Here is a 21837-nt window from a genome sequence, read left to right as displayed (position 1 = left end):
AGCGCTCATGGACTCGAATGAGATTCTTCGTCTCTCTCCAGTTCCTCGGCGGTCAACGCGAACAGGACATGGTCCTCCCAAATTCCGTTGATGCGCAAGTACCGTTCAGCGAGGCCCTCCCGACGAAAGCCCGCCTTCTCCATCACGCGCAGAGAGGCATGGTTCCATGGCATGACTGCGGCTTGAAGGCGATGCAGCCCTGCCTCAAGAAAAGCGAACCGAGCAGCCTGCTTTACTGCTTCCGTTCCACAGCCAAGCCCCTGATAGGGAACCCCCACGAAATAGCCGACGTTGGCATTCTGCCAAACGCCGCGATGGACCGCCGACAAGCGGATGCGGCCTGCCAGTTCTTCCTCCGGGCCACGGAATATTCCAAAGGTATAGTCGGTCCCCTGCTCTGCAGCGAATAGCCCTTCCTCGATCTCTTCCTTCTGAGAGGACAATGTATAATAGGCATCCTCTCGGGCAGGCTGGAACGATTCATAGTTGGATCGACTCGCCAGCCGAAGCTGAAGCAAAGCTTCGGCATCTTTCCTTTCCAGCGGTCTCAGAAAGATTTCCTCGGGATGACGAGGAGGTTGGGTTGCTCCGTTCTCAGGCTTGTTCGCTTTCATACGCGGCGACTCCTCTCTAAGTTGAATGGGTTACAAACCGATGAACAGATGAGCGAGCAGAATCGATACAACAGCGCCGGCAACCGAACTGATTATGTTGACGGCATCGTTATTCATCCACTTGATGCCTCTGGCGAGAGAGGCCGGGCGGCCGCAATGCTCCTTGCGCTCCAGGAGCCGCCTGCACTCCGTGCAGCGGTACATGCGCTGCACGGTCGCACCGAGCAAGGAATCGGCGAGTGCGCCGACAAAGCCGCCTGCGAAGGCGGACGCGGCCAACCCTGCGAGCACGAAAGGGCTCGCCGGTACGGCCGGCTCCGGCACCAGGTACAGGCAGGCCGCCCCGAACACGCCGATGAACAAGGCACCGGCTGCGCTGGCCAGCGTGCCGAGGGCGGAGATGCCGCCCGAAGTGCCCGCCGGCACCCGCTTGCCGGTCAAGATGGAGCGCGGCTCGCGCTTGCTCAGCCCGCCGAGCTCGGTGGCCCAGGTATCGGCGGTGACCGCTGCCATGACGCCGAGAAAGCCCGCGAGCCAGAGCGGATCGGGAAAGAGCCGGTCCGCTACGCAGAAGAGTGCGCCGAGGAGGCCGTTCGCGGCAACCTGGGCCGCATCGCGGGTGCTGCCTTTCTCGTAGCTCTGCTCGGCCAAGCGGCGCTTGTGCCTCTTCCACTTCGAGAAGAAGGTGGAGGAGGAGAAGAACGCGAGCAGCGCGGCAAACCAGACGAGCGAGCCCGCGGCATACAGCACCGCTCCGATCAGAGCGGCGAGCAAGGCGCCGGAAGCCGTCAACTTGCGCTTGCGATAGGCCCCGGCTCCGGCGAAGATTCCTCCCGACGCGCCCAGGACCCATGGCGTGAGCCCGGTTCGATCCGGAGTGAGCCACTCATAGAACGGCAGGTCGCGGAGAATGGAGGGAATCGGCTCCGTCCACTCCACCATCAAGCCTCCCGCCCTTCATCCGCGCTCTCCAGATGAAGAACAACGTGCCCCGAGCGCTCTTCCTTCCAGAAGAGCTCGAGAAGATCGCCGTCCTTCACCCGACCGACGCCTGCTGGAGTTCCCGTGAAGATCAAATCTCCCGGCCCAAGGCCGTAGCGCGTACCGATCTCTTTCAGGATGCGCGAAAGGGGGAAAATCATGTCACGCATATACCCGAGCTGAACTTCTTTTCCATTGTGCTTTAAGGTAAAGGGAATGTCCTGCACGCCGGCCTCTCCCGGGAAGGGACGAAACGTTCCTACTGGAGCTGACCCCAGGAACCCTTTCGCCGCAAGCCACGGATGGCCCTTTGCCTTCAAGACGGTTTGCACATCTCGCAGAGTAAAATCGATGCCCATCGCCAGTCCGTCCACCAGCTCCTCCACCGCGATGCCGTTCTCATAAGGGCGGCGAATGCGAAGAACAACCTCCGCTTCATAATGAACTTCTCCCTGACTGCCGGGCAACGTGAGCACCCGGCCGTCTGCCGGAACAACCGCATGGGAGGGCTTCAGGAAAATCATCGGCTCATCGGGGACCGCATTGCCCAACTCTTCCGCATGCAGACGATAATTCCGCCCGATGGCGTACACATTGCGAATGTCATTGGCTGTCTGACTCATCATGTTATCCTCCCCCTATGGCCGCACCGGGACGATGTTACCGTTATCCATCACCTTCACGCCAAAGGAAATCGAAGTGAGCCGTCGGAACAGCTGCTTGGCTTCATCGGGCAGCATGACCGTCGGCTGGGCGGCCTTGGTGAGCACCGGAACGGCATTTAAGGCACAATCTCCGTCCTGCGTACAGGAGGCCTCCAGGACCGTGCTGTCCCAAGTCTTGACCACATCGTTCGTCGTGAAGATGAAGTTGCCCAGGCTGTAAGCAATCCATTTGTCCTTGTAGCGTTCAAACCCCTGCAGAACATGGGGATGGCTGGCCACAATCAGATCGGCTCCCGCGTCAATGAAGCGATGAGCCAGCTCTCGCTGGTAATCCTCTGGCATGTCCTGCCGCTCCACGCCCCAATGGGCGATGACCACGACAAGGTTCGCTTGCTCCTTCGCCTGCTTGATCGCCTCTACCGGCAATGTGTAATTGTAGGTGTCTGCCACACCAGGCGCGGACGCTCCGGCTTTCCAGGAAGCATCGGGAACGACCCGGCTGAAGCCGAGAAAGGCAATCTTCATTCCCTTTCGCTCCACGATGACGGGAGAGAAGGCTTCCTTGGCATTGCGTCCGGCCCCCACATACGGGATATCTTGATCTTCCAAGTGACGGAACGTTTCGAGTAAGCCTTCCACTCCATAGTCCATCACGTGATTGTTTGCCAAGTTGACCAGATCGAAGCCCGCGTCCTTAAAGGCGGGCAAGGTGCTGGGCGAGCTTGTGTATACATACTGCTTATCCTGCTTGGCTCCCGCTCCGTTTGTAATCGGCGTCTCCAGATCGGCAACCGTCACATCAGCTCTTTTGAGATAAGGCAGAATCTGGCGATAAGGATAATCATAGCCGTAGGTGGTTAGAAGCTTCTCTACCGTACTTCCCAAAAGCACATCGCCGACAAAGCTCATCTGCACGCGGGCTGGATCGTTGAAGACACCCGGCTCATAGGGAATGGGACTGCCCGTCAGGATCGACTCCGCTGCGGATGCGGTTGGCAAGGGATTCGAAGATGCCGTTGCTCCCCCTGTATCAACAGGAGAAGGAAGAGTACTCTCGGCAGGTGGTTGCGGAGTGGGTTCTTCCCCAATCGGACTGCCTGATGCAGCAACGGAGGCCGAGGGTTCTACGGATGCAGCGGACGGCGGAGGCTCCGTGGTCGAAGGAGTCTGGGCTGCCTCCCGATCGGTACGCTGATTCCAATAGCTGTATCCTCCCCAGATGATCAGGACCACGGCCGCAGCCAGAAGCAGACGGCTCGCCTGCTGGCGCTTTCTCTTCTTGCGATGAGCCGCCGTGCGGCTCGAACGATTCGCATTCATGGATTTGTCTCCTTATGATCGATGGAAAATAAGCCTTGTCTATTATACCAAAGAATCTCCTGGAAGACTCGCACGCGTTCGAAGACTGGCAATTCCCAGCCAACTGGAGTAAAGTAAAGGGGATGCTTGACTAACGCGAGCACCGTACAGCTGCACGAATGTTACTTACACGAAGGGACGCTGCTGCGAATGGAACGATGGAAAATGAACCTGGCGGTCCTCTGGATCGGCCAGTTTTTTGTTATGTCGGGAACGACAATGATCATCCCGTTTCTCTCTTATTACCTGCAGGAAATGGGGCTGCACGATCCGCATCAAGTGGCCCTCTGGTCCAGTCTGATTTTCTCATCGAATTTCATCACCTCGTTTCTCTTTCAGCCCCTATGGGGAGGAATTGCCGACCGGTATGGCCGGAAAATGATGCTTATGCGCTCCGGCTACGGCATGGCGATCGTCATGGGACTCATGGGCTTTGCCACCACCCCCTGGATGCTGCTCGGCCTGCGCTTGCTGAACGGCACCATCTCGGGCTTCAATCCCGCATCCGTTACCCTGATCTCCGCTACCACCCCGAAGGAGAAAGTCGGGTTCGCAATGGGAACACTGCAATCGGGAGGCGTGGCGGGCACGATCCTCGGCCCCCTCATTGGCGGGCTGCTCGCGGATTCGATCGGGTACCGCAACATCTTCTTCGTAACCGGCATCATGTTGCTCCTGGCTTCACTATTGGTCACCTTCCTGGTGCATGACCAATTCGACCGCAAAGCCGCCCTCGCTGTACCCAAAGTGAGCCTCATCGAAGGCTTCCGGGAGCTGGCGCATGTGAAGCAGCTTCCTGCCTTGTTCATGGTCAGCTTCCTGTTTCAATTCGCCCTGCTTGGGCCTTCCCAGCTGCTCCCTCTGTTCATCCAGGATCTCTATTATCCGAACACCGCCAACCTGGCCTTTGTTGCGGGCTTGATCAGCTCGGCAAACGGCCTTTCCAATATGATCGTTTCCCCGTTTCTCGGGAAGCTGGGCGACCGCTACGGTTCCCAACGAGTGTTGAATCTCTGCCTGATCGGAGTGGCCTGTACCTTCGTGCTGCAAGCTTTCGTTTTCTCGGTCTGGCATCTGTTCGCTATGCGTTTTTTGCAGGGGGTGTTTATGGGCGGACTGCTCCCTTCCGTTTACTCCTTGATTCGCAAGTTCACACCTGGCGGCATGGAAAGCCGCTCGTACAGCCTGAATACCAGCATGCTCGCGCTCGGCAATGTGCTCGGTCCTGTCACCGGCGGTCTCTTGTCTCCCCTCTACGGAATCAAAGGCGTCTTTCTCGTCTCGGCCGGGCTTCTCTTGCTGAATGCGGTATGGGTGAGGCAGTCGCTCAACCGTCGCCGCTCTCCTCGGGTAGATCGAGCTTAACCCTGCCTTCGAAGCTGGATTATGGAAAGATAGGTCGTTCGGATCAGAACATTGAGGCATCCGTGTCGAAATTCATGCCAGATTAAGGTTCCCTTCATATTGGATTAGGCATAAAGCAGTATGCTCTCTCTTAAGAATCATTCAACCGAGATGGAGGCCTGCTTATGTTCCGATCCGTTCGCATCAAATTGATTACCGGCATTTCCTTTATTCTGTTTCTGTTTTTCATCGCTGTAAGTGCGACAACCTTCCTTCAGCTGAAATCCTCCGAGCTCAATGAGAACATGATGTTGAAGAAGGATGCTCTCACCAACATCGAGAAGCTGAACTATCTGACCCGATCGACCGACGCTCAAGCTTCGCGCTATTTGCTCGATGCGGCTTCTACGGCTGGATTACCCGGCGGACAAGCACCGACCGATCAAGCAGGTGGGAATGCGCCTGCCCCTGATCCAACGGCTGAGTCGGCTGCAGGGGAGGTCCCTCCTTCCGCTCCCGAATCTGGAGAGCTGCCGCCTGCCGATGCTTCCGGAGACAACAACGCCCCCGCCCTAAGCTCGGACCCGCAATCCCTCTATGAAATGCAAGTCTCGCAAGTGAACCAGCAGGTGAAGACGATGCTGGAGAGCAATGACGAAGCGACCGTGACTGCTCTGACCACCTTCCAAACGGCCTGGACCGCTTATCAAAAGGCAAACCAAGAGGCGTTCTCCCTCTATGAAGCGGGAAACAAAGACCAAGCAGCGGAGGCGTTCGGGAATAACCCTTTGGATACCGCGTTAAACTCCCTAATCAATTATCGAATGAACCTCCTTACGGACATAACGAAGCAAGAACGTACATACGATTCCTATAATTCGTGGGTGCTGTGGATCAGCATCAGCATCACGACTGCCGCCATCGCGATCGGAGCCGTGATCGCCCTCCTGCTCGCTTCGCGGATCTCCAAGCCCATCCGCGCAGTTACACAGCAATTGAAGGTTATCGCGGAAGGAGAAGCCGATCTCACGGGCAGACTCACCGTCCGTTCCAACGATGAAGTGGGCGAGCTGGCGCTCTACTTCAATCAAATGCTCGAGAACCTGAACGAATTCGTTCATCACATCCGCGAGTCGGCCTATTCGGTGGCGAGTTCCAGCCAAAACATGCTGGTGTCCTCCGCAAGCAGCCGGGAGAGGACCGAGCAGATCGGCCAGTCGCTTCTCCGCTTCGCAAACAGCGCGCAGGAGCAAGTGGGCGAGCTCCGCAACAACGAGCTGACGATTCAAGAGATGTCCATCGGCATCTCCCAGATCGCCGATCATGTTCAACTGGTGGCCAATGCCGCTTACGATTCCACCGAGCTGTCCAAATCCGGCAACGGATCCATCCGAAATGCCATTCAGCAAATGGAGATCATCGGGCAGTCCATTCACGAGCTCTCGAGGGTATTGGATGGCCTCGCCGCCCGCTCTAGTGAAATCGAGCAAGTGATCGGCACCATCACCGAAATTGCAGCGCAAACAAACCTGCTCGCCCTCAACGCTTCGATTGAAGCGGCGCGAGCCGGGGAGCATGGCAAAGGCTTTACCGTGGTAGCCCAAGAGGTGAAGAAGCTCGCGCTGCAATCAGGTGAATCGGCCAGCCATGTCATCGATGTCGTCCAAGGCATCCGCCGCGATACCGACAGCGCTTTGAAATCGATGAGAATCACCACGCAAGAGGTGCAAGAAGGCTCTGCTCAATTGGGGAGAGCGGGGCAAGCCTTCCAGAAGATCAACGACTCGGTGAGCGGAGTATCCGGTCAAGTACAGGACGTCTCGGCCGCCGTCGAGCAACTTGCAGCGAGCTCCGGTGAAATTGTCCATTCGATGAATCGCTTAGCCGCGGTCACAACGGCGAGTGTGACCGAAAATCATGCGCTAGTCGAAGTATCGGGCCGTCAGCTTGCGGACACGCAAAGCATTGCCTCCGCATCGGATGCACTCGCCCGGATGTCAGAGGACCTGCAGGCCATGATCTCTCGGTTCAAGACGAAAGCGCCTGAATCCAAAGATTCCGAGGAAGGGATCGACACGGCCAGGCCGGAAGCCATTGGGGATACCGGCAAAGCATTAATGCCGCAAGAAATCTGATCAACCCTTTTAAACAAGACCCCCCGGCCGTATGATAGGCCGGGGGGTCTTGTTTGATGAACGTACTTATCCCTTAACTCGGGCGATCGTCATCCCATCGTAAGCGGGCAGAAGCGTGCTCTCCAGCCTGGAATCCGTCGCCATCCGCTCGTTGAAGCGTCGAATGCCGATGGCACCCGGTCCTTGATTATCCGGATTGTAGGCTTTTCCATGATAAAAGGCATTGTCGCCGATAATCACACTCCCGGGTTTCGCCAAAGCGAGCGCCTTGTCCAGATAGTCGGGGGCATAGACCTTGTCCGCATCGATGAAGAACAGGTCGAAGCTTCGCCCCTCTCGGATCAGCTCATCCAACTGCTCTCGGGCATCCCCTACCCGGACTTCCGTGCAGGCCTCAAAACCGGCCCGCTTCAAGTTGTCGCGTGCAAGAGCCGCATAATCCTCTCGCAGCTCCAGCGAGAGCAAGCGTCCTCCTTCTGTAAGCCCTCGCGCCAGGCAGATGCCGCTGTATCCCCCGAGTGCACCAATTTCGAGAACCTGTTTGGCCCCCGTCATCCGCACAAGCAAGGTGAGCAACCGTCCGTATCCGGGGGATACAGAGATTTCCGGCATGCCCTTTTCCCGTATGGAAGCGAGCACGTCCTCTAACGGCTCGTCCGCCGAATATAGTTCTTCTGCGTACCGAACTCCTGCTGTCAAATCCATGTGGAACGGTCCTTCCTTTCATTCGAAAAGCTTGAAAAAAGCTTGATTTGTCAAGCCGCTTTCCTTTCCCTATACTTAATCTATTGTAGGGGTTTCCAGCGCTTGTTACAATGCGCCTTCCCCATACGGTCACGAACCTAGAGAAACGGAGTTGTCTCATGGCTAGCCTTCAGTTAATCGCAACCTGCCCCATGGGGCTGGAAGCTATTGTGGCAAGAGAAATCAAGGAGCTCGGCTACGAGGACATGCAGGTCGAGAACGGACGCATTACTTTTAAAGGAGACGAGTTGGCCATCTGTCGGGCGAATCTCTGGCTTCGCACCGCGGACCGCGTCCTGGTCAAGATGGGCGAATTCAAAGCCCTCACCTTCGACGAGCTGTTCGAGGGAACAAAAGCGCTCTCCTGGCCCGATTGGATTCCCGAATCCGGCGAGTTCCCCGTAGAGGGACGCTCCCACAAATCCCAGCTGTCCAGCGTTCCTGCGTGCCAGGGCATCGTCAAAAAAGCCATCGTCGAAAAAATGAAGCAGCGCTACAAACGGGAATGGTTTCCGGAAAACGGCGGGCGGTACGTCATCGAGGTTTCCCTGTTGAACGACCGTGCTCTGCTGACGTTGGACACAACCGGACCGAGCCTCCACAAACGAGGGTATCGCAAGCTGGTGACGGAAGCCCCGCTCAAGGAGACGATGGCCGCCGCTCTGATTCAACTCAGCCGCTGGCGCCCGGACCGACCGCTCTATGATCCCTTCTGCGGCTCGGGAACGATTCCTGTCGAAGCCGCTTTGATGGGATGGAATATCGCGCCCGGCCTTCGTCGGCACTTCTCTGCGGAGAGTTGGCCTCGCGTGTCGGAAGAGCTCTGGGAGCAAGCTCGTGAAGAAGCCTACGATGCCGTCAAGGACGACATTCCCCTTGAGATTACAGGTTCGGATATTGATCCGAATGCGATTGAGGTCGCCCAAGCCGCGGCCAAGAGTGCCGGGTTAGCCAAGGAACTGAAGCTAAAGGTGCTCCCGGTAGCCAAGGTTCACTTGTCTGGAGAAAGCGGCTGTCTGATCACGAATCCGCCCTACGGGGAGCGGCTTGGGGATAAAGATGAGGCCACATTCGCCCTGCGCGATCTCGGCTCGATTCTCCTCACCGAAGACAGTTGGTCTACCTTCGTGATCACGCCGAGCAAGCAGATGGAGCACTACATCGGAAGGCCGGCGAACAAGAAGCGCAAGCTGTTCAACGGCCGAATCGAATGCACCTACTATCAATTCTTCGGCAAAGGCCCTCTCTATTCCCGCGACTCCAAGTGAGGGACTGAAACCTTAATGCTCCAGATTCAGCAAAAGAGAGGATCTGGTAAGCACGGGAGGAAGAAAACCTTGATCCAACCGCCCTATTCGCTTCGTCCGGGAAACACTCCTTCTCGCCGGTTTTACGAGCTGACTGCGCAGCTCGCTGATGAAACCGTCGAGGAGATCGCATACCGCTGTGCCGACTTGTATCGGTTTTACACCGGCCGGCCCGTTTCCTCTATTGAAGCACAAGGCAAAACCCTAGAGCCGGTGTACGACCTGCTTGCCCTAAGCGTGCTGTGGCGTGAATATGGCCGAAAGGCGCAGCGGGTCAGCCGGTCGATTTCGTTCGCCCGCCGCCGGCTTCTGCAGTTGCGAACGACACTGCCCGCCTCGTCACGGAGCTGGCTTGATCCTCTCCTCGCGCGAACGGCAGGCTTGATGCTCCCGGCTCGAGGAGAGGATTCCCCCGGCGAGGAGCGCGATCACCTGCGGCTCTGGCTCACAACCGCCGCCTGGGCCCGCTTTGCCAACTGGCTGCGGTCCTCTGGCGAGTATGACCGCGAGGCCGCGATGGCGAAAGCCTTCCTCACCCGCTGGAAGCAGGAAGCCGAAGGCGCCCTTCGCAGCTCGAACCTGGCGAACGTTCTGGACGACTTCATTGAGCTGGGCGATTGGTTTGTTCATCGAAGCGTGGAGCTTCTGCACCCCTATACGGAAGAGGTGGAGCGTTTTCGCGAACGAGAACGGGCCTCTTCTCCACAACGGGAAGACTTGCTCCTGCGAGCTAAGCCCCGTGCGGTTTATCACTTGCAAATGACCGGTGCGGATTTGCTCAGCCGGGCCTACCGGCCCGATTATGAAGCTGCCGCTCGTCAGCTTGTGCTTGTTCCGGGCTGTCTCGCCCTTCGGGGGTCAAGCTGCCCGGCAGAACAGGCTGATTTCGGCCTCACTTGTACCGAATGCTCCCCGAACTGTCGGGTTCGGACCCTAACGGCTCTCAGCCGGCAGCAAGACTTTCAGGTACGAATCATGCCGCACCTGTCCGGCATCTTTCAACCCGAAGCCCTCCAAAGGCTTCGAGCGGAAGGAACCGGTGTCATCGGCATCGCCTGTGCCGCCACCCTTATTGACGGCGGGCTCAAGCTGAGGAAAGCAGGCATTCCTTCTCAGTGCGTGCTGCTGGATTCCTGCTCCTGCCGCAAGCATTGGCATCCGGTCGGCAAGCCGACCGACTTCGATCTGGAGCGGCTCCTCTCCCTGCTTGAGACCCCACCGAACACGATACGTTCCACAAGGAGATCCTGATGAAAACTCTCGTCCTCGCCGAAAAACCGAGCGTAGCCAAGGAGCTCGCTCGCGTCCTCGGCGCTACGAATAAAAGCAAGCATGCCTTCGAAGGGCCGCGCTATGTCGTCACCTGGGCGCTCGGCCATCTCGTCACCTTGGCCGAGCCGGAGGATTATGACGCCAAGTGGAAAACCTGGGAGCTGGAATCGCTCCCCATCCTCCCGGACAAGCTTCGCCTCAAGGTGATGCGGGAGACCCAGCACCAGTTCCGCGGCATCCAAGAGCTGGCAAAGCGCGCCGATCTCGGCGAACTGGTCATCGCCACCGACGCCGGGCGGGAAGGTGAACTCGTCGCCCGTTGGATCATGGAGCTGGTTCGCTGGAAGAAGCCGTTCAAGCGGCTCTGGATCTCTTCCCAGACCGATCAAGCGATACGGCAAGGCTTCGCGTCGCTCAAACCCGGCAAAGACTATGACCGCCTCTATCGCTCCGCCGTCTGCCGAGCGGAAGCCGACTGGCTGATCGGATTGAACGTGACCCGGGCTCTCACTACCAAGCATCAGGCGCAGCTCTCCGCCGGCCGCGTTCAGACGCCGACCCTCGGCCTTCTGGTGCGTCGCGATCAGGAGATCAAGGCGTTTCAGCCCAAGGAATATTGGACCGTCGCCGCCGATTTGGGCCGGTTTAAAGCCTGGTGGCGGCAGCCGACAAGCGGCGACAGCCGGATCTTCGAGCGGGAAGCCGCCGATCGCGTCGCAGCTGCCATAAACGGCAAAACCGCCAGGGTGACTCAACTGACTCGCCAGGAGAAAACCGTTCCGCAGCCGCTTGCGTACGACCTCACCGAGCTGCAGCGCGACGCCAACAAGCGCTACGGATTCAGTGCCAAGCAGACGTCTACGGTCCTGCAAAGGCTTTACGAACAGCACAAGCTGGTCACCTATCCGCGTACCGATTCCCGTTATTTGACTCAGGACATGGTCCCCACGCTCAAAGGGCGAATCGAACGGATTGCCGTCGGGCCTTACGCCAAGCTGGCCCGTACGCTCCTCGTCAAGCCTCTTGCAGTGACCAAGCGGATCGTTGACGACACCAAGGTGAGCGATCACCATGCAATCATCCCTACCGATGAATATGTCAACCTCGGAGCACTATCCGTCGAAGAACGGAAGCTGTACGACCTCATCGTCCGCCGCTTCCTCTCCCTCTTCTACCCGGTCAGCCGCTATGAAGAGACCACCTTGGTTCTCGAAGCCGGAGGCGAGAAGCTGCATGCTTCCGGACGTGTCGAGCGGGAGCCCGGCTGGAGGACCGTCTACCAGGACAGCGGGATGACAGACGGCGATGGGGAGGATTCCGAGGAGGATACCCCCTCGGATGGCTTGTCCGTGCGCAAGCAGATGCTGCCGGATGTGGCAAAAGGCGAAAGCCTGCCCGTCCATAAGGCGATCCTGGAGCGCGGCTTCACTCAGCCGCCCGCCCGGTACACCGAAGCGGCCCTGCTTGGCGCGATGGATAAGAACGGACTCGGCACGCCGGCTACCCGCGCCGATCTGATCGAGAAGCTGGTCTCGACCGATACCATCGAGCGCAGCGGGTCCCGCCTCGTGCCGACAGGCAAGGGCTTTCAGCTCATTGAGCTGGCGGCTCCCGAGCTTCGCACCCCGGAGCTCACGGCCAACTGGGAGCGCGAGCTGGAGGCGATCGCACACGGCAAGGGAGACGCCGAGCGCTTCATGCATCAGATCCGGGAGCAAGCCTCCCGGCTCGTAGCCGGCGTCAAGGCGAGCGAAGCGGAGTACAAGCCGCACAATCTGACGGCGAGCCGCTGCCCGGAATGCGGGGAACGGCTGCAGGAGATCAAGACGAAGCGCGGCAAGAGCCTCGTCTGCTCCAGTCGGGAATGCCAATACCGCCGCTCGGCGGAGCCGAACTTGACCAATCACCGCTGCCCCCAATGCCACAAGAAGATGGAGCTTCGCAGCGGCAAGGCAGGCAAGTTCTTTCAATGCCGTCCCTGCAACTTGGTCGAAATGCTCGACAACGACGGAAGTGCTCAAGGAAGCGGCGGCGGCAGAGGGCGCAAGAACTCCAGGGAGAATAAGGATCTCCTCACCCGCTATACCGAGAAAGAATCCGTCGGCAACAGCCTTGCCGATGCGTTGAAGGCCGCCATGGAGAAGAAGGACTAACGCCTCCTCGCTGGCAGGAAGACAAGAAGGGAAGCCCTGAGCTTTGGCTCGGGGCTTCCCTTTTTCTAACTTAAGGTACAACAAACTCTGTTGCTATCTTTCCTTTGTTCCAATTAATATCCACGCGATAACTCCCAGGCTCTAAATCAGAAAAGGTCACACGATCCTTATATTTCTCTCCAGGATTAAGGGAGATATAATCGGCGACTGGAACTGAGCCTTCCTCAATTACTTTCTGATCCCTTACCAATTGGTAAGTCGCTCCTCCAAAAATGGTCACTTTTATACTGCTTGTATTTTCGAAAGAATACTCTATTGTTGTTTTCGCTCCATCTTTTTCTACAGAGGCCGTTCCTTGAAGAACACCTTCCTGTATAGTATCGCTTTCCATCTTCTCTGCAACAGGTGCCTTTTCCGGTTTTGAGCAGCCTGACAAGATAATCAAAGCGATGCCGATTATTGCAACCAATTTTTTCATTTCTTATCGCCTCCTTGCCATAATAACGAATAGAACAACATGAATGTTGCTCACAATGAAAAATATAACATTAACCCTTTATCAAAAAGAATCACCCTTTTTACCAAACAACGATAAAAAGGGTGATTCATTATATTACAACTTTCCTTCTATATTCTCTATAATTTGCTTTGGCTTGTATTTACTATTTTCTATTTCTTGAAGAAGGTAATTCAGATTTTTGTTTTCGAATTGATTTGTTACTTGTTTACTTAGGCCAGTTTGACCCTCAATTAGATATTTTCCTTGGTATCCTCCCATTACTCTGTAATGCCCATGTTCATTTTCTTTGTTAAACGGAGTACGATCTGGAATTAAGAATAATATAATTTCTTCCCCATTTTCAAAGCTACTTTCACCGTCATTAATAACTTCAACTCCTTCAGAAGCTTTCCCAGCATAAACTCGCACAACAATCTCGTTATCAGAGCTCCCTTTAATGACTTCCTTTACACCGACTTTAACATCGGTATAAACAACATCAAATCCAGAGGGCTCAATAGGTGCCTTCTTGTCAATCGTATTCCATTCAGCATCCATAATTTCCTTTACCTGTCCTCTTACAATTAGATCAGAATCAGAGGAAAGAATGGAGGTGTCTAATTTCGGAAGTGACTGATGAATGAAAATTGCATCTTTTGGCGAGGTTCCGAGAGCGTTATAACCAAGAAATCCTATGGTACCCATGATAATAGCTGTTGATAAAAATAAAAAAGAGGTCTTCTTATTTCTCATTTTAAACTCCCTTTCACCAATTGATAGCATTATATCCGTTTATATCATCCTTATCTAAAGTACGTTGCATTTCCGTTGCTTTAAACGTTGGTCTCATGATCGCTTTTGTGTTTTCACTATGATCTAGACCGAGTACATGGCCAAATTCATGAAGCATTACTGTAGAAAGATCATAATTTCCAGGCGGACAAACCGATTCATTTGACCAATAATAGGATGTATTAATTAGTACATCCGCTTCTACAGTATTGCCTCCCGAATTCCATCGTTGTGTCACCATTAGTGATTCCCCAGTGCCATAATTAGTTTTGAATATCTCATTTTTATAGTTTTGAGTATATGCTTTTATGGAGTTTGAAGAGTTCAAGTTTTGAAAATAAACCTTTCTAGTAAATGCATTATTATACCATCCAGGATTATTATATTGATTGTCAGCAATTGTTATTGATGTAACACCCGCAGCACTTATATCAGACCCAACTGAATAGTTAAAGTTAGTACTCGCCTTCCAGTGATTTGAAAATAAATTATATGCATGCGCTGTCAATCCGCCTATCATTAATGACGTAACTGAAATAATACCGATAGAAATAAAAAATAGCTTTTTCTGTTTCATTCTTCAACCTCCATTACATTTATTGTCATTATAACTTAACAAGTGTCAGCATAAACTATAATATGGATTTTTACAACATATTTTTCTTTTTATATAAATAAGAACTAATTTAAGATTTTTATGTTCCTAACAATCTTTAGGTTTAAAATAGATTCGATTTTTATACCTGGTATGAAAAAGTTAAGCTATATCAAACAGAAAATCCATCGTGGCTATACCAAAAGTAAAGAAGCCAGCCAGAAAGAACTGGCTGACCTGAATAGAGAATCATTCAAATCGACATATAAAAGTACAAGAAGAAACCTAACTCGATTTCGCGTGTACCGCTGCATGGGGTACCTTCAAGCGGTCCCCCTGGATGTAAAACCAGGTGCCTGCCAAACAGAGCACCGCCATTCCCGTGAACAGCACCATTCCGCTCGCTTCCTTCAGCAGAAGCCCTCCGATCAAAGGCCCGAGAAACTGGCCGATGTTTTGAAGGGACTGCGCTCCGAAATAGGTTCCTCTCATGCCGTCCGGGGCGATCCCGTCGATGAGCAGATTCCCCGCCGGAAAACAGAGGATTTCTCCCAGCGTAAACAGGAACATCGAAACGAGGAAGGCTGCCTCATGATGAGAGAACGCGTAGCCGATGTTGCCGAGCGCGAACATCGCATTCCCCATCACGATGGAGGTGACCGGCGTTTTGCGCCCGCTCCAGGACGTAAGCGGCAGCTGCAGCAGAATCACCGTAATGGCATTAACGCTGAGCAAAATCCCGAAAAGCTCAACACTGTTGGGTATACTCGGACTGAGTTCGAGGTATTGAGGAAGCGAGACATTCATCTGCGAGTAGCTGATCGACCCGATCATCGAGCCGATCAGAAAATAGCGGAACTTTACATCCCGGCGAATGACGCCGACGGCTCGTTTAAAGGTCGCTTCCCGATTGGTCTCCCCTTCGATCCGACGAATGCCGAAGCGAGTCAAGAGCAGTTGCAGGACGATCGCATAGAGGAAGTAGATGACTCCTGTCAAGAAGAAGGCAAGGGAAGCGTTTCGTGTGCTAAAGTAAGCTCCTGCCAGCGGCCCAACGGCTACCCCGACATTGATCGCGAAATAACGCATGGAAAAGACCTTGAAGCGTTTTTCCTTTGGAGTCAAATCCGCCATGAGCGCCTGCGAAACCGGCTCGTAGAAGGATCGGCAAAGCCCGTTCACCAGGTTGAGAAACACGAAGGCGAGCGGGTCGCGGGCGAGGCCGAAGCCGATAAACACGAGACTCCAGCAAAAAAGAGCGGCCATCATGACAGTCTTGCGTCCGATCCGATCGGAAATGGTTCCCCCGATGAACCCGCCAAAGGTACCCGCCAAGGACGACATCCCAATGATCAAGCTGTTGGCGACTATACCGGCATCGCTATACCGGGCCAGATATATGGCGAGAAACGGAATGCTCATACTGGAAGCCGCCCGAGCCAGCACCGTTCCGAGCACGAGGGTATGAACCACAGGATGAAAATCCCGCAGGTACCCCCCGGTCCGGGACGGAAGCTCGCGCAAACGGGCAGCAAGGGATGATAAACTCACGACACAGCTCCTTTGCGGCAGATAAGACATGTAAACCCGGGTTGGTTGAAGCGAAACGCGTAAGAACGGGCTTTATAGATTGATCTGATGAATGAAGGCATTGCTGTGCTTACGAAACCGATGTGCCGCCAAGCTCATGGCGAGGAGCAGCCCGAGCTGAGACAGCAGCCATTCCCAAGTGGCAGGATACGGCCAATAAGGAAAAGGGGTTTCCCGCATGAGTCCAGCCTGCTGAAGCATGATGACGCCAAGCCCGAATAGGCGAAGCCCCAAAAACAGCGTAAGGGCCGGCATCAGGCACGATAGCCGGCGCAACGGCCGCTGTCCGGAAAGGCGGGGAAGAACGGTCCGCCCGAATCCAACCAGAAGCAGTCCCAACAAAACGCCTATTCCCAGGGAAACGGAATTCAGCGAGAGCATAAGAGCGGGTATGTAGAGAGCCGCCTCCAGTCCGTCGCGCAAGATGACCCCCGCGGCGAGAAGAGGAAGCAGCGAGTGACGGAAAAACGATCTGCCTGCCGTATCTTCCTGATCATTGGCCGCGCTCATGCTCACCTGATGCCTCCATGCCGCCGTTCGCTCGCTGCTGTGCAGCCTCAGGCCAAAGGAGAGAACGATGCTGGAGGAGGCGATGGCAACCCAACCGGTGCGGGCTTCAGGCAGCCATTCCTTCGCCGCCCATCCGAGTAGAATGGCAAAGAGAAGCACTAGAGCCGTGCCGCTCCAAGCCCCTCTCCTCACCTGTCGCATCTTCTCATCCAAGCCGGAAGAGGCTTCGAAGCGAAGAAGCGCTAGAAGTGTCAACATCGCGGCAAAGCTGCCGCGGAAAATCAAGAGCGCGAGATCGATGCCTCCAAAACCGGGCGGGAGCACGATCGCGGCCAGAACAATGCCATAACTCCAGAATGGATAATCCAGCTTGCTCATGCTCCCCCTCCCCTCGATGCAAGGCTATCCTAGAGGCGGCTATCCGCCGAATGCAACCATCGCCGCTCACAGCGAAGAGCGCCAAAATGGCGCCCTTCGAAATCGGGTATACGGATTTACTTGAGAAAGGACTTGGACTTCTCGATTAATTCTTCCTGGGTAGCCGCGGTAATGTAGCGGCCGTTCACGTACAGAAGCGGCGACCGCTTGCACGGCTCGCAATAGGACATGCAGCCCAACCGGATTTTGGCATCCGGCACAAGCTCCGCAAGCTCAGACTTAAGCTTCTTCGGCTTGATGTGCTTGCACTTGGGGCAGATCTGGAATTCATTCTTCTTCCCCATTAATGGTCCCCGTTGTTCCCCTTGCTCGGGTTCGTCACGACAAAGCCTTCCTGCGGGAAATAGAGATAATCGACCTTCACGCCGTCCAGGAGCGGCTCCCGGCGATCGAGGATAAGGGTGATGCCTTTATCGGTCTCTACGACCTCGTCATGCTCGCCCGGCTTGTCCAAATCCATGGCATAGTGAGCGTGGTCCCCGTGTTTATGCGTGATCTTGACGCGGAGCTTCAGCTCCTTGTCCGTTTCGTTATCTAATTCTCGTTGAATCACTTTGGCCGCATTGCGGGTGATTTTTGCGTTCATTCTTGTTCTCTCCTTGCTGCTGCAATTTGTTTCTATTGTAAAAGAAACGGTTGCCCGAAGCAACCGAATCTAGCGACCTTCATTCCAAGCGGAAGCCCTGCTTCTCCAAATAGGCGAGGAGGTGCGTTCGAGCGGGAACCGGAATCTTCGCTGCCATTGCTTCCGACCAGGAGCCTGTCAGCTTCCCGCCGGAGCGTTCGCTCATATAAGCCCGGTATACCTGATCGTATGCGGATATGTGATCGGCCTGCCGGGTATCGTCATAGCGCTCCTCATGCAAAACCGCCTCCAAAGGCAGACGGGGACGGAGAAGCGGCTCTTGATCCGGGTAGCCTATGCACATGCCGAACACGGGATAGACCAGCTCCGGCAGACCGAGCAGTTCGCTAACCTCATCGATGTGGTTGCGAATCCCGCCGATGTAGACCATACCGAGTCCCATCGCTTCCGCTGCGATGGCCGCATTCTGGGCTGCAAGCGCAACATCGACCGTCGCGATCAGAAACTGCTCGGTATTGCGAGCCGACTTCACCGGTTCCCCCACTCCTACGGTTCCAGCGATTTCCAGGCGGTGCATATCCGCGCACCAGACGAGAAACAAGGGGCACTCCTCGACGTACACTTGATTGCCGCTTAGGGCAGCCAGCTTCTTCTTGGTGTCGGGATTGCGCACGGAAATGACGCTGAAAGCCTGCACTCCGCTGGAAGTAGAGGCCATTTGGGCGGCTTGAACGAGCTGCAAGAGCACATCATCTCCGACGGGATCGGGCTTGTACCGACGTATCGAGCGGTGGTTCATGAGAATGCGAAGCGTTTCATGATCGGTTGTTGCCATTTTACAGCCTCCTCTGCTTGGTTTCTTCTCGTATAGCTCCGTGACGGTTTGGTCTCCATACGATACAATGGCAATAGCGGCCACACGGAACCCCGGTGATGCCGACGACTCGCCATTTTGGCCACAAGAGGTGACCTTATCCATTATGATGTCGTTCTACCGGAAGTATTACAAGACGGTATTTGATATTGCCCTCATCGCCGTTACCGTCTACCTGTTCATGCTGCTTTTCAGCTTTCTTTACAAAATTGCCACGCCGATCTTCTTGTCGCTTGTCATCTTCGCCATCATCGAACCGCTGGCGAAACGGCTTCATCGCCTCGGGATGAAGAAAACATTAGCCACCACCATCTCCACCCTGTTGTTCGTATTGGTTCTGCTCGGGGTCTTGTTTGGGCTTGGCGCCGTCGTCGTCCTGCAATTCCATAATATCGCCGAGAAGGTCACCCTGTACAGCGGGCAGGTGCAGTCCCTCGTCCTGGACCAATCCAGCAGCTGGCAAAGCCGGCTGAGCGAGATTCTCCCGCCGGACCTCATGGCGAAGCTCCAGGAGTACAGCAGTACGGCCCTCTCTTTCCTCTCCCGTTGGATGACCGCGTTCTTCGGGGCTTTGATCGGGTGGCTGACGTCCTTTTCTTCCTTTATGTTGAACTTCGTCATTGCCATTGTACTCGCCTATTTCCTGAGTATCGAGATCGACACATGGAAGAGGCTCGCGGGGGAGAAAACACCGCGAACCTTCAAGACAGCTTTTACCTTCCTGCGTGTGAATGTCCTTGCCGGAATCGGCGGATACCTTCGTGCCCAACTCAAGATGATTACCGTCACCTTCGTCGTCATCTTCATCGCGCTTCTGGTGCTGGGGGTTGACAACGCGCTCTCCATTTCGCTTCTGGCCGCTGTATTCGATCTGCTGCCGCTGCTGGGTGTCTCCACGGTCTTCATCCCATGGATTATCTACTTGTTCGTGGTCGGCCAAACGACGCTTGCCATCTCCCTTACTGTCCTGCTCGCCGTGGTTCTCCTGGTTCGTCAAATTCTCGAACCGAAGATTACCGGCGATACCCTGGGCGTCTCGGCTTTCACAATGCTCGCCTTTATGGTGATCTCCATGTCGCTGTTTGGGGTGGCGGGCCTTATTCTCTCGCCCATTCTGATCATTACCCTCAAGGCTCTCTATGTGCAAGGCTACCTCCAGCGCTGGATCCGGCTGCCGGAGGATGAATACGAAACTCCTCCCTGGTCCCGTTAATCCCCGGCTTCCACCTCGGGAGCCCTTCGGAGCGATTCCAGCACGATGGCCGTAATTTCTCGCTTGATGGCGGGAAACTGGTCCGCGGGCAAAGGATTCGCTCCTTTTCCTGCTTCGATCGTAAACCCGGGCAAGCGATACTCTTGAATGAACCAGTCTTTGTAGCCTGCGTCGCTTTCGATATTCGGAACGGGGGTATACCCGCTCACTCTTGCGAAATCCTCGGCCATGACAGAAGAGATGGGAGGCTCCAACCCCCGGTAGGTGTAGTAGATTTCCTGCCCTTGGGTATGCAGCGCCACCACCACTCGAAAGCCGTTGTTCCTTGTGAATTCCGCAATGGCGATCACTTCCGGCTCGGTGAGGGGCGCTTCCCCCGGCCAATCGCGAGGACCCGGTCCTGATACCGCTCGGCGGTCTCTCTCCGTCTCCCAACCGGCGGGAAACTGATCGTTCAGATCGACCCCGCGAATGTTCGCCTTCCAGCCCTGAAAGTCATAAGACCCCCCGTTCCATTCCAAAAGCTGAGCGGAATAAGGGTGTTCAGCAGTCAGTCCCTCCTGTACAAGTTCAACTCCGTCTGGATTCAACATCGGAACCACCCATAGCGTAACCGATGAGAGCAGAGAACGTACGTCTTTCCCCTGCAAGGGGGTTCCGCTCTGATAAGCAGCGCTCAGCTCCTCCACCATCTTCATGGCCGCGGCGGCTGTGATCCATTCATTCGCGTGGATGGCGGCATTTACATGCACCCTTACGGGTCCTTCGCCTATTTTAACGGCTGGCAGCGGCTTACCCAGTACGCTTTCCCCGATCTCCACGACCTCCAGGAAGGGGTAGCGGAGCTGGAGCAATTGTAAATCCTCCGTAACCTCGGGGTACCCGTACGGCCATGCCGGAACCACCACCGCCATTCCTCGACTCGGGGGCAGGACGAGGCGCGTTCCAATCGGCATTCGGCCCGGATCCACACCCGGGTTGGCTCGCAGCAAGTCTTCCAGCGAAATGTTGAACCTCTTCGCAATCTCGTAAAAGGTATCTCCCCGCTGAACCTCATAATGCCTCGGAACCGGATCGGGGATGGTCAGCACCTGCCCCGGGTAGAGGACGGTACCCTCCAGCTGCGGGTTGGCCGCAGCCAATTCTCCCAACGAGATGCCTGTTTTGCGCGCTATCCGGTAGAGTGTATCTCCGCGTTGAACCGTGTACGGGTAGGCCATGCTTCTCTCCACCTTTCCTTGTTCCTCCCCTTCGCAATGTAGCTACTATATGCCAAAGCAGGGTGGAATAGGCCAGCCCAAACGTACAAAGACCCCGACGGCTATTCGGCCATCGAGGTCTTTGTACGTCATCAGCAGGTAGAGTGAACTTGCCCGACGAATGCGTTCTCGTCTAGCTGGTCGCCGAGCCACGCTTGGGCAATGCGGTGAAACATGACCGGATCGCCGCTGCATAGAAAGCGATGCTTCGGCCGACTGTCAGCCGGTCTCGCCAGCTTTTCGTGATAGGAGAGAATGGCTCCAATCTCACGTACCGTCTCCTCGGCGGAATTGATGAGTTGTACGTCATGGCCCATCGCTTCTGCAATCGGTCCGGCCAAGAAGGGGTAATGCGTACATCCCAAGATGAGGCAATCCCGATCCCTTCCCTTGAGCGGGGCCAAGGATCGGCGGACCGCATCATAAACCCGGGAAGAGCGGAAGTCTCCCGCCTCCACAAGGGGGACGAGTTCCGGACAGGCCTGGCTGACGATATCAAGCTGAGGGGATATCTCGCGAAGGGCTTCGTCATAAGCACCGCTTCGCACCGTCCCTTCTGTGCCAATGACGCCGATCCGGCCGTTTGAGCTCGCCTTGATTGCCGCGCGTGCTCCCGGTTTAATGACCCCGATGACGGGAAGGCTTACCCGCGAGCGAATGACTTCCAATGCCACCGCCGTCGCCGTGTTGCAGGCCAGCACGATCATTTTCGGCTGATAGCGCAGGAGGTAATCCGCAATTTCACACGTGAAGCGAACCACCTCCTCGGGGTCACGCGAGCCATAAGGAGCCCGCGCTGTATCTCCAAAATAAATGACCGGCTCCTGGGGAAGCTGCCCCAGAATTTCCTTCACAACGGTTAATCCGCCGACACCTGAATCCATAACGGCAATGGCTTGATTCACGA

21 protein-coding genes are annotated in these 21837 nt (G+C 55.5%); 6 read left to right on the top strand and 15 right to left on the bottom strand.

The window, feature by feature from the left end; genetic code table 11:
- Positions 1-5 precede the first annotated feature (5 nt).
- Genes AAFN83_RS01800 through AAFN83_RS01785 form a run of 4 tightly spaced genes read right to left on the bottom strand, consistent with a single transcriptional unit; the run spans position 6 to position 3580 of the window.
- Positions 6-614 carry a GNAT family N-acetyltransferase gene (locus AAFN83_RS01800; protein WP_347766638.1) on the bottom strand — a complete coding sequence of 203 codons (609 nt, stop codon included), beginning with the start codon at positions 612-614 and terminating at the stop codon, positions 6-8.
- Positions 615-644: 30 nt separating this feature from the next.
- A complete protein-coding gene (locus tag AAFN83_RS01795) occupies positions 645-1556 on the bottom strand; it encodes a DUF92 domain-containing protein (protein WP_347766637.1) in 912 nt (303 codons plus the stop codon).
- Positions 1556-2221 (bottom strand): fumarylacetoacetate hydrolase family protein, encoded by a 666-nt coding sequence (locus AAFN83_RS01790; protein ID WP_347766636.1) that lies wholly within the window; start codon positions 2219-2221, stop codon positions 1556-1558. The genes AAFN83_RS01795 and AAFN83_RS01790 overlap by 1 nt, the downstream gene beginning before the upstream one ends.
- Before the next feature lie 12 nt (positions 2222-2233).
- Complete coding sequence (locus AAFN83_RS01785; protein ID WP_347766635.1) at positions 2234-3580, bottom strand: CapA family protein; 1347 nt, start codon at positions 3578-3580, stop codon at positions 2234-2236.
- Positions 3581-3769: 189 nt separating this feature from the next.
- Here AAFN83_RS01785 and AAFN83_RS01780 point away from each other — a divergent pair, with 189 nt between their 5' ends.
- Positions 3770-4984 carry an MFS transporter gene (locus tag AAFN83_RS01780; protein WP_347766634.1) on the top strand — a complete coding sequence of 405 codons (1215 nt, stop codon included), beginning with the start codon at positions 3770-3772 and terminating at the stop codon, positions 4982-4984.
- Between the two features lie 164 nt (positions 4985-5148).
- Complete coding sequence (locus AAFN83_RS01775; protein WP_347766633.1) at positions 5149-7098, top strand: methyl-accepting chemotaxis protein; 1950 nt, start codon at positions 5149-5151, stop codon at positions 7096-7098.
- A gap of 66 nt (positions 7099-7164) precedes the next feature.
- Here the strand turns inward: AAFN83_RS01775 and AAFN83_RS01770 are convergent, their stop codons facing one another.
- On the bottom strand, positions 7165-7803 hold the full coding sequence (locus AAFN83_RS01770) for an O-methyltransferase (RefSeq protein ID WP_347766632.1): 639 nt from the start codon (positions 7801-7803) through the stop codon (positions 7165-7167).
- A 158-nt stretch (positions 7804-7961) separates the two neighbouring features.
- Here AAFN83_RS01770 and AAFN83_RS01765 point away from each other — a divergent pair, with 158 nt between their 5' ends.
- The 3 genes from AAFN83_RS01765 (at position 7962) to AAFN83_RS01755 (ending at position 12574) form a co-directional block, all read left to right on the top strand.
- Complete coding sequence (locus AAFN83_RS01765; RefSeq protein ID WP_347766631.1) at positions 7962-9110, top strand: THUMP domain-containing class I SAM-dependent RNA methyltransferase; 1149 nt, start codon at positions 7962-7964, stop codon at positions 9108-9110.
- A gap of 69 nt (positions 9111-9179) precedes the next feature.
- Positions 9180-10400: a DUF116 domain-containing protein gene (locus AAFN83_RS01760; RefSeq protein WP_347766630.1), complete on the top strand. Its 1221-nt coding sequence runs from the start codon at positions 9180-9182 to the stop codon at positions 10398-10400.
- Positions 10400-12574, top strand: a complete 2175-nt coding sequence (locus AAFN83_RS01755) for a DNA topoisomerase III (protein ID WP_347766629.1) — start codon at positions 10400-10402, stop codon at positions 12572-12574. The genes AAFN83_RS01760 and AAFN83_RS01755 overlap by 1 nt, the downstream gene beginning before the upstream one ends.
- A 70-nt stretch (positions 12575-12644) precedes the next feature.
- Here AAFN83_RS01755 and AAFN83_RS01750 read toward each other — a convergent pair whose 3' ends face one another.
- The 8 genes from AAFN83_RS01750 to nfsA form a co-directional block, all read right to left on the bottom strand.
- The gene (locus tag AAFN83_RS01750; RefSeq protein WP_347766628.1) at positions 12645-13052 is read right to left on the bottom strand and encodes a hypothetical protein; all 408 of its coding nucleotides are present in this window, start codon (positions 13050-13052) and stop codon (positions 12645-12647) included.
- Between the two features lie 135 nt (positions 13053-13187).
- The gene (locus AAFN83_RS01745; RefSeq protein ID WP_347766627.1) at positions 13188-13826 is read right to left on the bottom strand and encodes a hypothetical protein; all 639 of its coding nucleotides are present in this window, start codon (positions 13824-13826) and stop codon (positions 13188-13190) included.
- A 13-nt stretch (positions 13827-13839) separates the two neighbouring features.
- Positions 13840-14442, bottom strand: a complete 603-nt coding sequence (locus tag AAFN83_RS01740) for a matrixin family metalloprotease (RefSeq protein ID WP_347766626.1) — start codon at positions 14440-14442, stop codon at positions 13840-13842.
- 303 nt (positions 14443-14745) lie between these two features.
- A complete protein-coding gene (locus tag AAFN83_RS01735; protein WP_347766625.1) occupies positions 14746-16011 on the bottom strand; it encodes an MDR family MFS transporter in 1266 nt (421 codons plus the stop codon).
- Between the two features lie 72 nt (positions 16012-16083).
- A complete protein-coding gene (locus AAFN83_RS01730; protein WP_347766624.1) occupies positions 16084-16938 on the bottom strand; it encodes a hypothetical protein in 855 nt (284 codons plus the stop codon).
- Positions 16939-17054: 116 nt separating this feature from the next.
- Positions 17055-17282 carry a DUF1450 domain-containing protein gene (locus tag AAFN83_RS01725; protein WP_347766623.1) on the bottom strand — a complete coding sequence of 76 codons (228 nt, stop codon included), beginning with the start codon at positions 17280-17282 and terminating at the stop codon, positions 17055-17057.
- Positions 17282-17584, bottom strand: a complete 303-nt coding sequence (locus AAFN83_RS01720) for a HesB/IscA family protein (RefSeq protein ID WP_347766622.1) — start codon at positions 17582-17584, stop codon at positions 17282-17284. Before AAFN83_RS01720 ends, AAFN83_RS01725 begins: the two co-directional genes overlap by 1 nt.
- A gap of 79 nt (positions 17585-17663) precedes the next feature.
- Complete coding sequence (nfsA, locus tag AAFN83_RS01715) at positions 17664-18419, bottom strand: oxygen-insensitive NADPH nitroreductase (protein ID WP_347766621.1); 756 nt, start codon at positions 18417-18419, stop codon at positions 17664-17666.
- A gap of 145 nt (positions 18420-18564) precedes the next feature.
- Here nfsA and AAFN83_RS01710 point away from each other — a divergent pair, with 145 nt between their 5' ends.
- A complete protein-coding gene (locus AAFN83_RS01710) occupies positions 18565-19671 on the top strand; it encodes an AI-2E family transporter (RefSeq protein WP_347766620.1) in 1107 nt (368 codons plus the stop codon).
- Here the strand turns inward: AAFN83_RS01710 and AAFN83_RS01705 are convergent.
- Together AAFN83_RS01705 and racE are read right to left on the bottom strand one after the other, a co-directional pair.
- Entirely contained in the window at positions 19668-20891 is a 1224-nt protein-coding gene (locus tag AAFN83_RS01705; RefSeq protein WP_347766619.1) for a M14 family metallopeptidase, read from the bottom strand. The genes AAFN83_RS01710 and AAFN83_RS01705 overlap by 4 nt on opposite strands.
- A 131-nt stretch (positions 20892-21022) precedes the next feature.
- Positions 21023-21835 (bottom strand): glutamate racemase, encoded by an 813-nt coding sequence (gene racE, locus AAFN83_RS01700; protein ID WP_347766618.1) that lies wholly within the window; start codon positions 21833-21835, stop codon positions 21023-21025.
- Positions 21836-21837: the final 2 nt, after the last annotated feature.

Source organism: Gorillibacterium sp. CAU 1737 (genome assembly GCF_039888655.1).
Lineage (GTDB): Bacteria > Bacillota > Bacilli > Paenibacillales > NBRC-103111 > Gorillibacterium.
This window is presented reverse-complemented; position numbering and strand designations above follow the sequence as displayed.

Excerpts from the sequence above, each read along its gene's own strand:
- AAFN83_RS01780 (WP_347766634.1), top strand. The coding sequence starts at position 3,770 with ATGGAACGATGGAAAATGAACCTGGCGGTCCTCTGGATCGGCCAGTTT.
- AAFN83_RS01710 (WP_347766620.1), top strand. The coding sequence starts at position 18,565 with ATGATGTCGTTCTACCGGAAGTATTACAAGACGGTATTTGATATTGCC.
- AAFN83_RS01720 (WP_347766622.1), bottom strand. The coding sequence starts at position 17,584 with ATGAACGCAAAAATCACCCGCAATGCGGCCAAAGTGATTCAACGAGAA.
- AAFN83_RS01775 (WP_347766633.1), top strand. The coding sequence starts at position 5,149 with ATGTTCCGATCCGTTCGCATCAAATTGATTACCGGCATTTCCTTTATT.
- AAFN83_RS01745 (WP_347766627.1), bottom strand. The coding sequence starts at position 13,826 with ATGAGAAATAAGAAGACCTCTTTTTTATTTTTATCAACAGCTATTATC.
- AAFN83_RS01770 (WP_347766632.1), bottom strand. The coding sequence starts at position 7,803 with ATGGATTTGACAGCAGGAGTTCGGTACGCAGAAGAACTATATTCGGCG.
- AAFN83_RS01785 (WP_347766635.1), bottom strand. The coding sequence starts at position 3,580 with ATGAATGCGAATCGTTCGAGCCGCACGGCGGCTCATCGCAAGAAGAGA.
- AAFN83_RS01800 (WP_347766638.1), bottom strand. The coding sequence starts at position 614 with ATGAAAGCGAACAAGCCTGAGAACGGAGCAACCCAACCTCCTCGTCAT.
- AAFN83_RS01795 (WP_347766637.1), bottom strand. The coding sequence starts at position 1,556 with ATGGTGGAGTGGACGGAGCCGATTCCCTCCATTCTCCGCGACCTGCCG.
- AAFN83_RS01725 (WP_347766623.1), bottom strand. The coding sequence starts at position 17,282 with ATGGGGAAGAAGAATGAATTCCAGATCTGCCCCAAGTGCAAGCACATC.
- nfsA (WP_347766621.1), bottom strand. The coding sequence starts at position 18,419 with ATGGCAACAACCGATCATGAAACGCTTCGCATTCTCATGAACCACCGC.
- AAFN83_RS01755 (WP_347766629.1), top strand. The coding sequence starts at position 10,400 with ATGAAAACTCTCGTCCTCGCCGAAAAACCGAGCGTAGCCAAGGAGCTC.
- AAFN83_RS01765 (WP_347766631.1), top strand. The coding sequence starts at position 7,962 with ATGGCTAGCCTTCAGTTAATCGCAACCTGCCCCATGGGGCTGGAAGCT.
- AAFN83_RS01790 (WP_347766636.1), bottom strand. The coding sequence starts at position 2,221 with ATGATGAGTCAGACAGCCAATGACATTCGCAATGTGTACGCCATCGGG.
- AAFN83_RS01705 (WP_347766619.1), bottom strand. The coding sequence starts at position 20,891 with ATGGCCTACCCGTACACGGTTCAACGCGGAGATACACTCTACCGGATA.
- AAFN83_RS01750 (WP_347766628.1), bottom strand. The coding sequence starts at position 13,052 with ATGAAAAAATTGGTTGCAATAATCGGCATCGCTTTGATTATCTTGTCA.
- AAFN83_RS01730 (WP_347766624.1), bottom strand. The coding sequence starts at position 16,938 with ATGAGCAAGCTGGATTATCCATTCTGGAGTTATGGCATTGTTCTGGCC.
- AAFN83_RS01740 (WP_347766626.1), bottom strand. The coding sequence starts at position 14,442 with ATGAAACAGAAAAAGCTATTTTTTATTTCTATCGGTATTATTTCAGTT.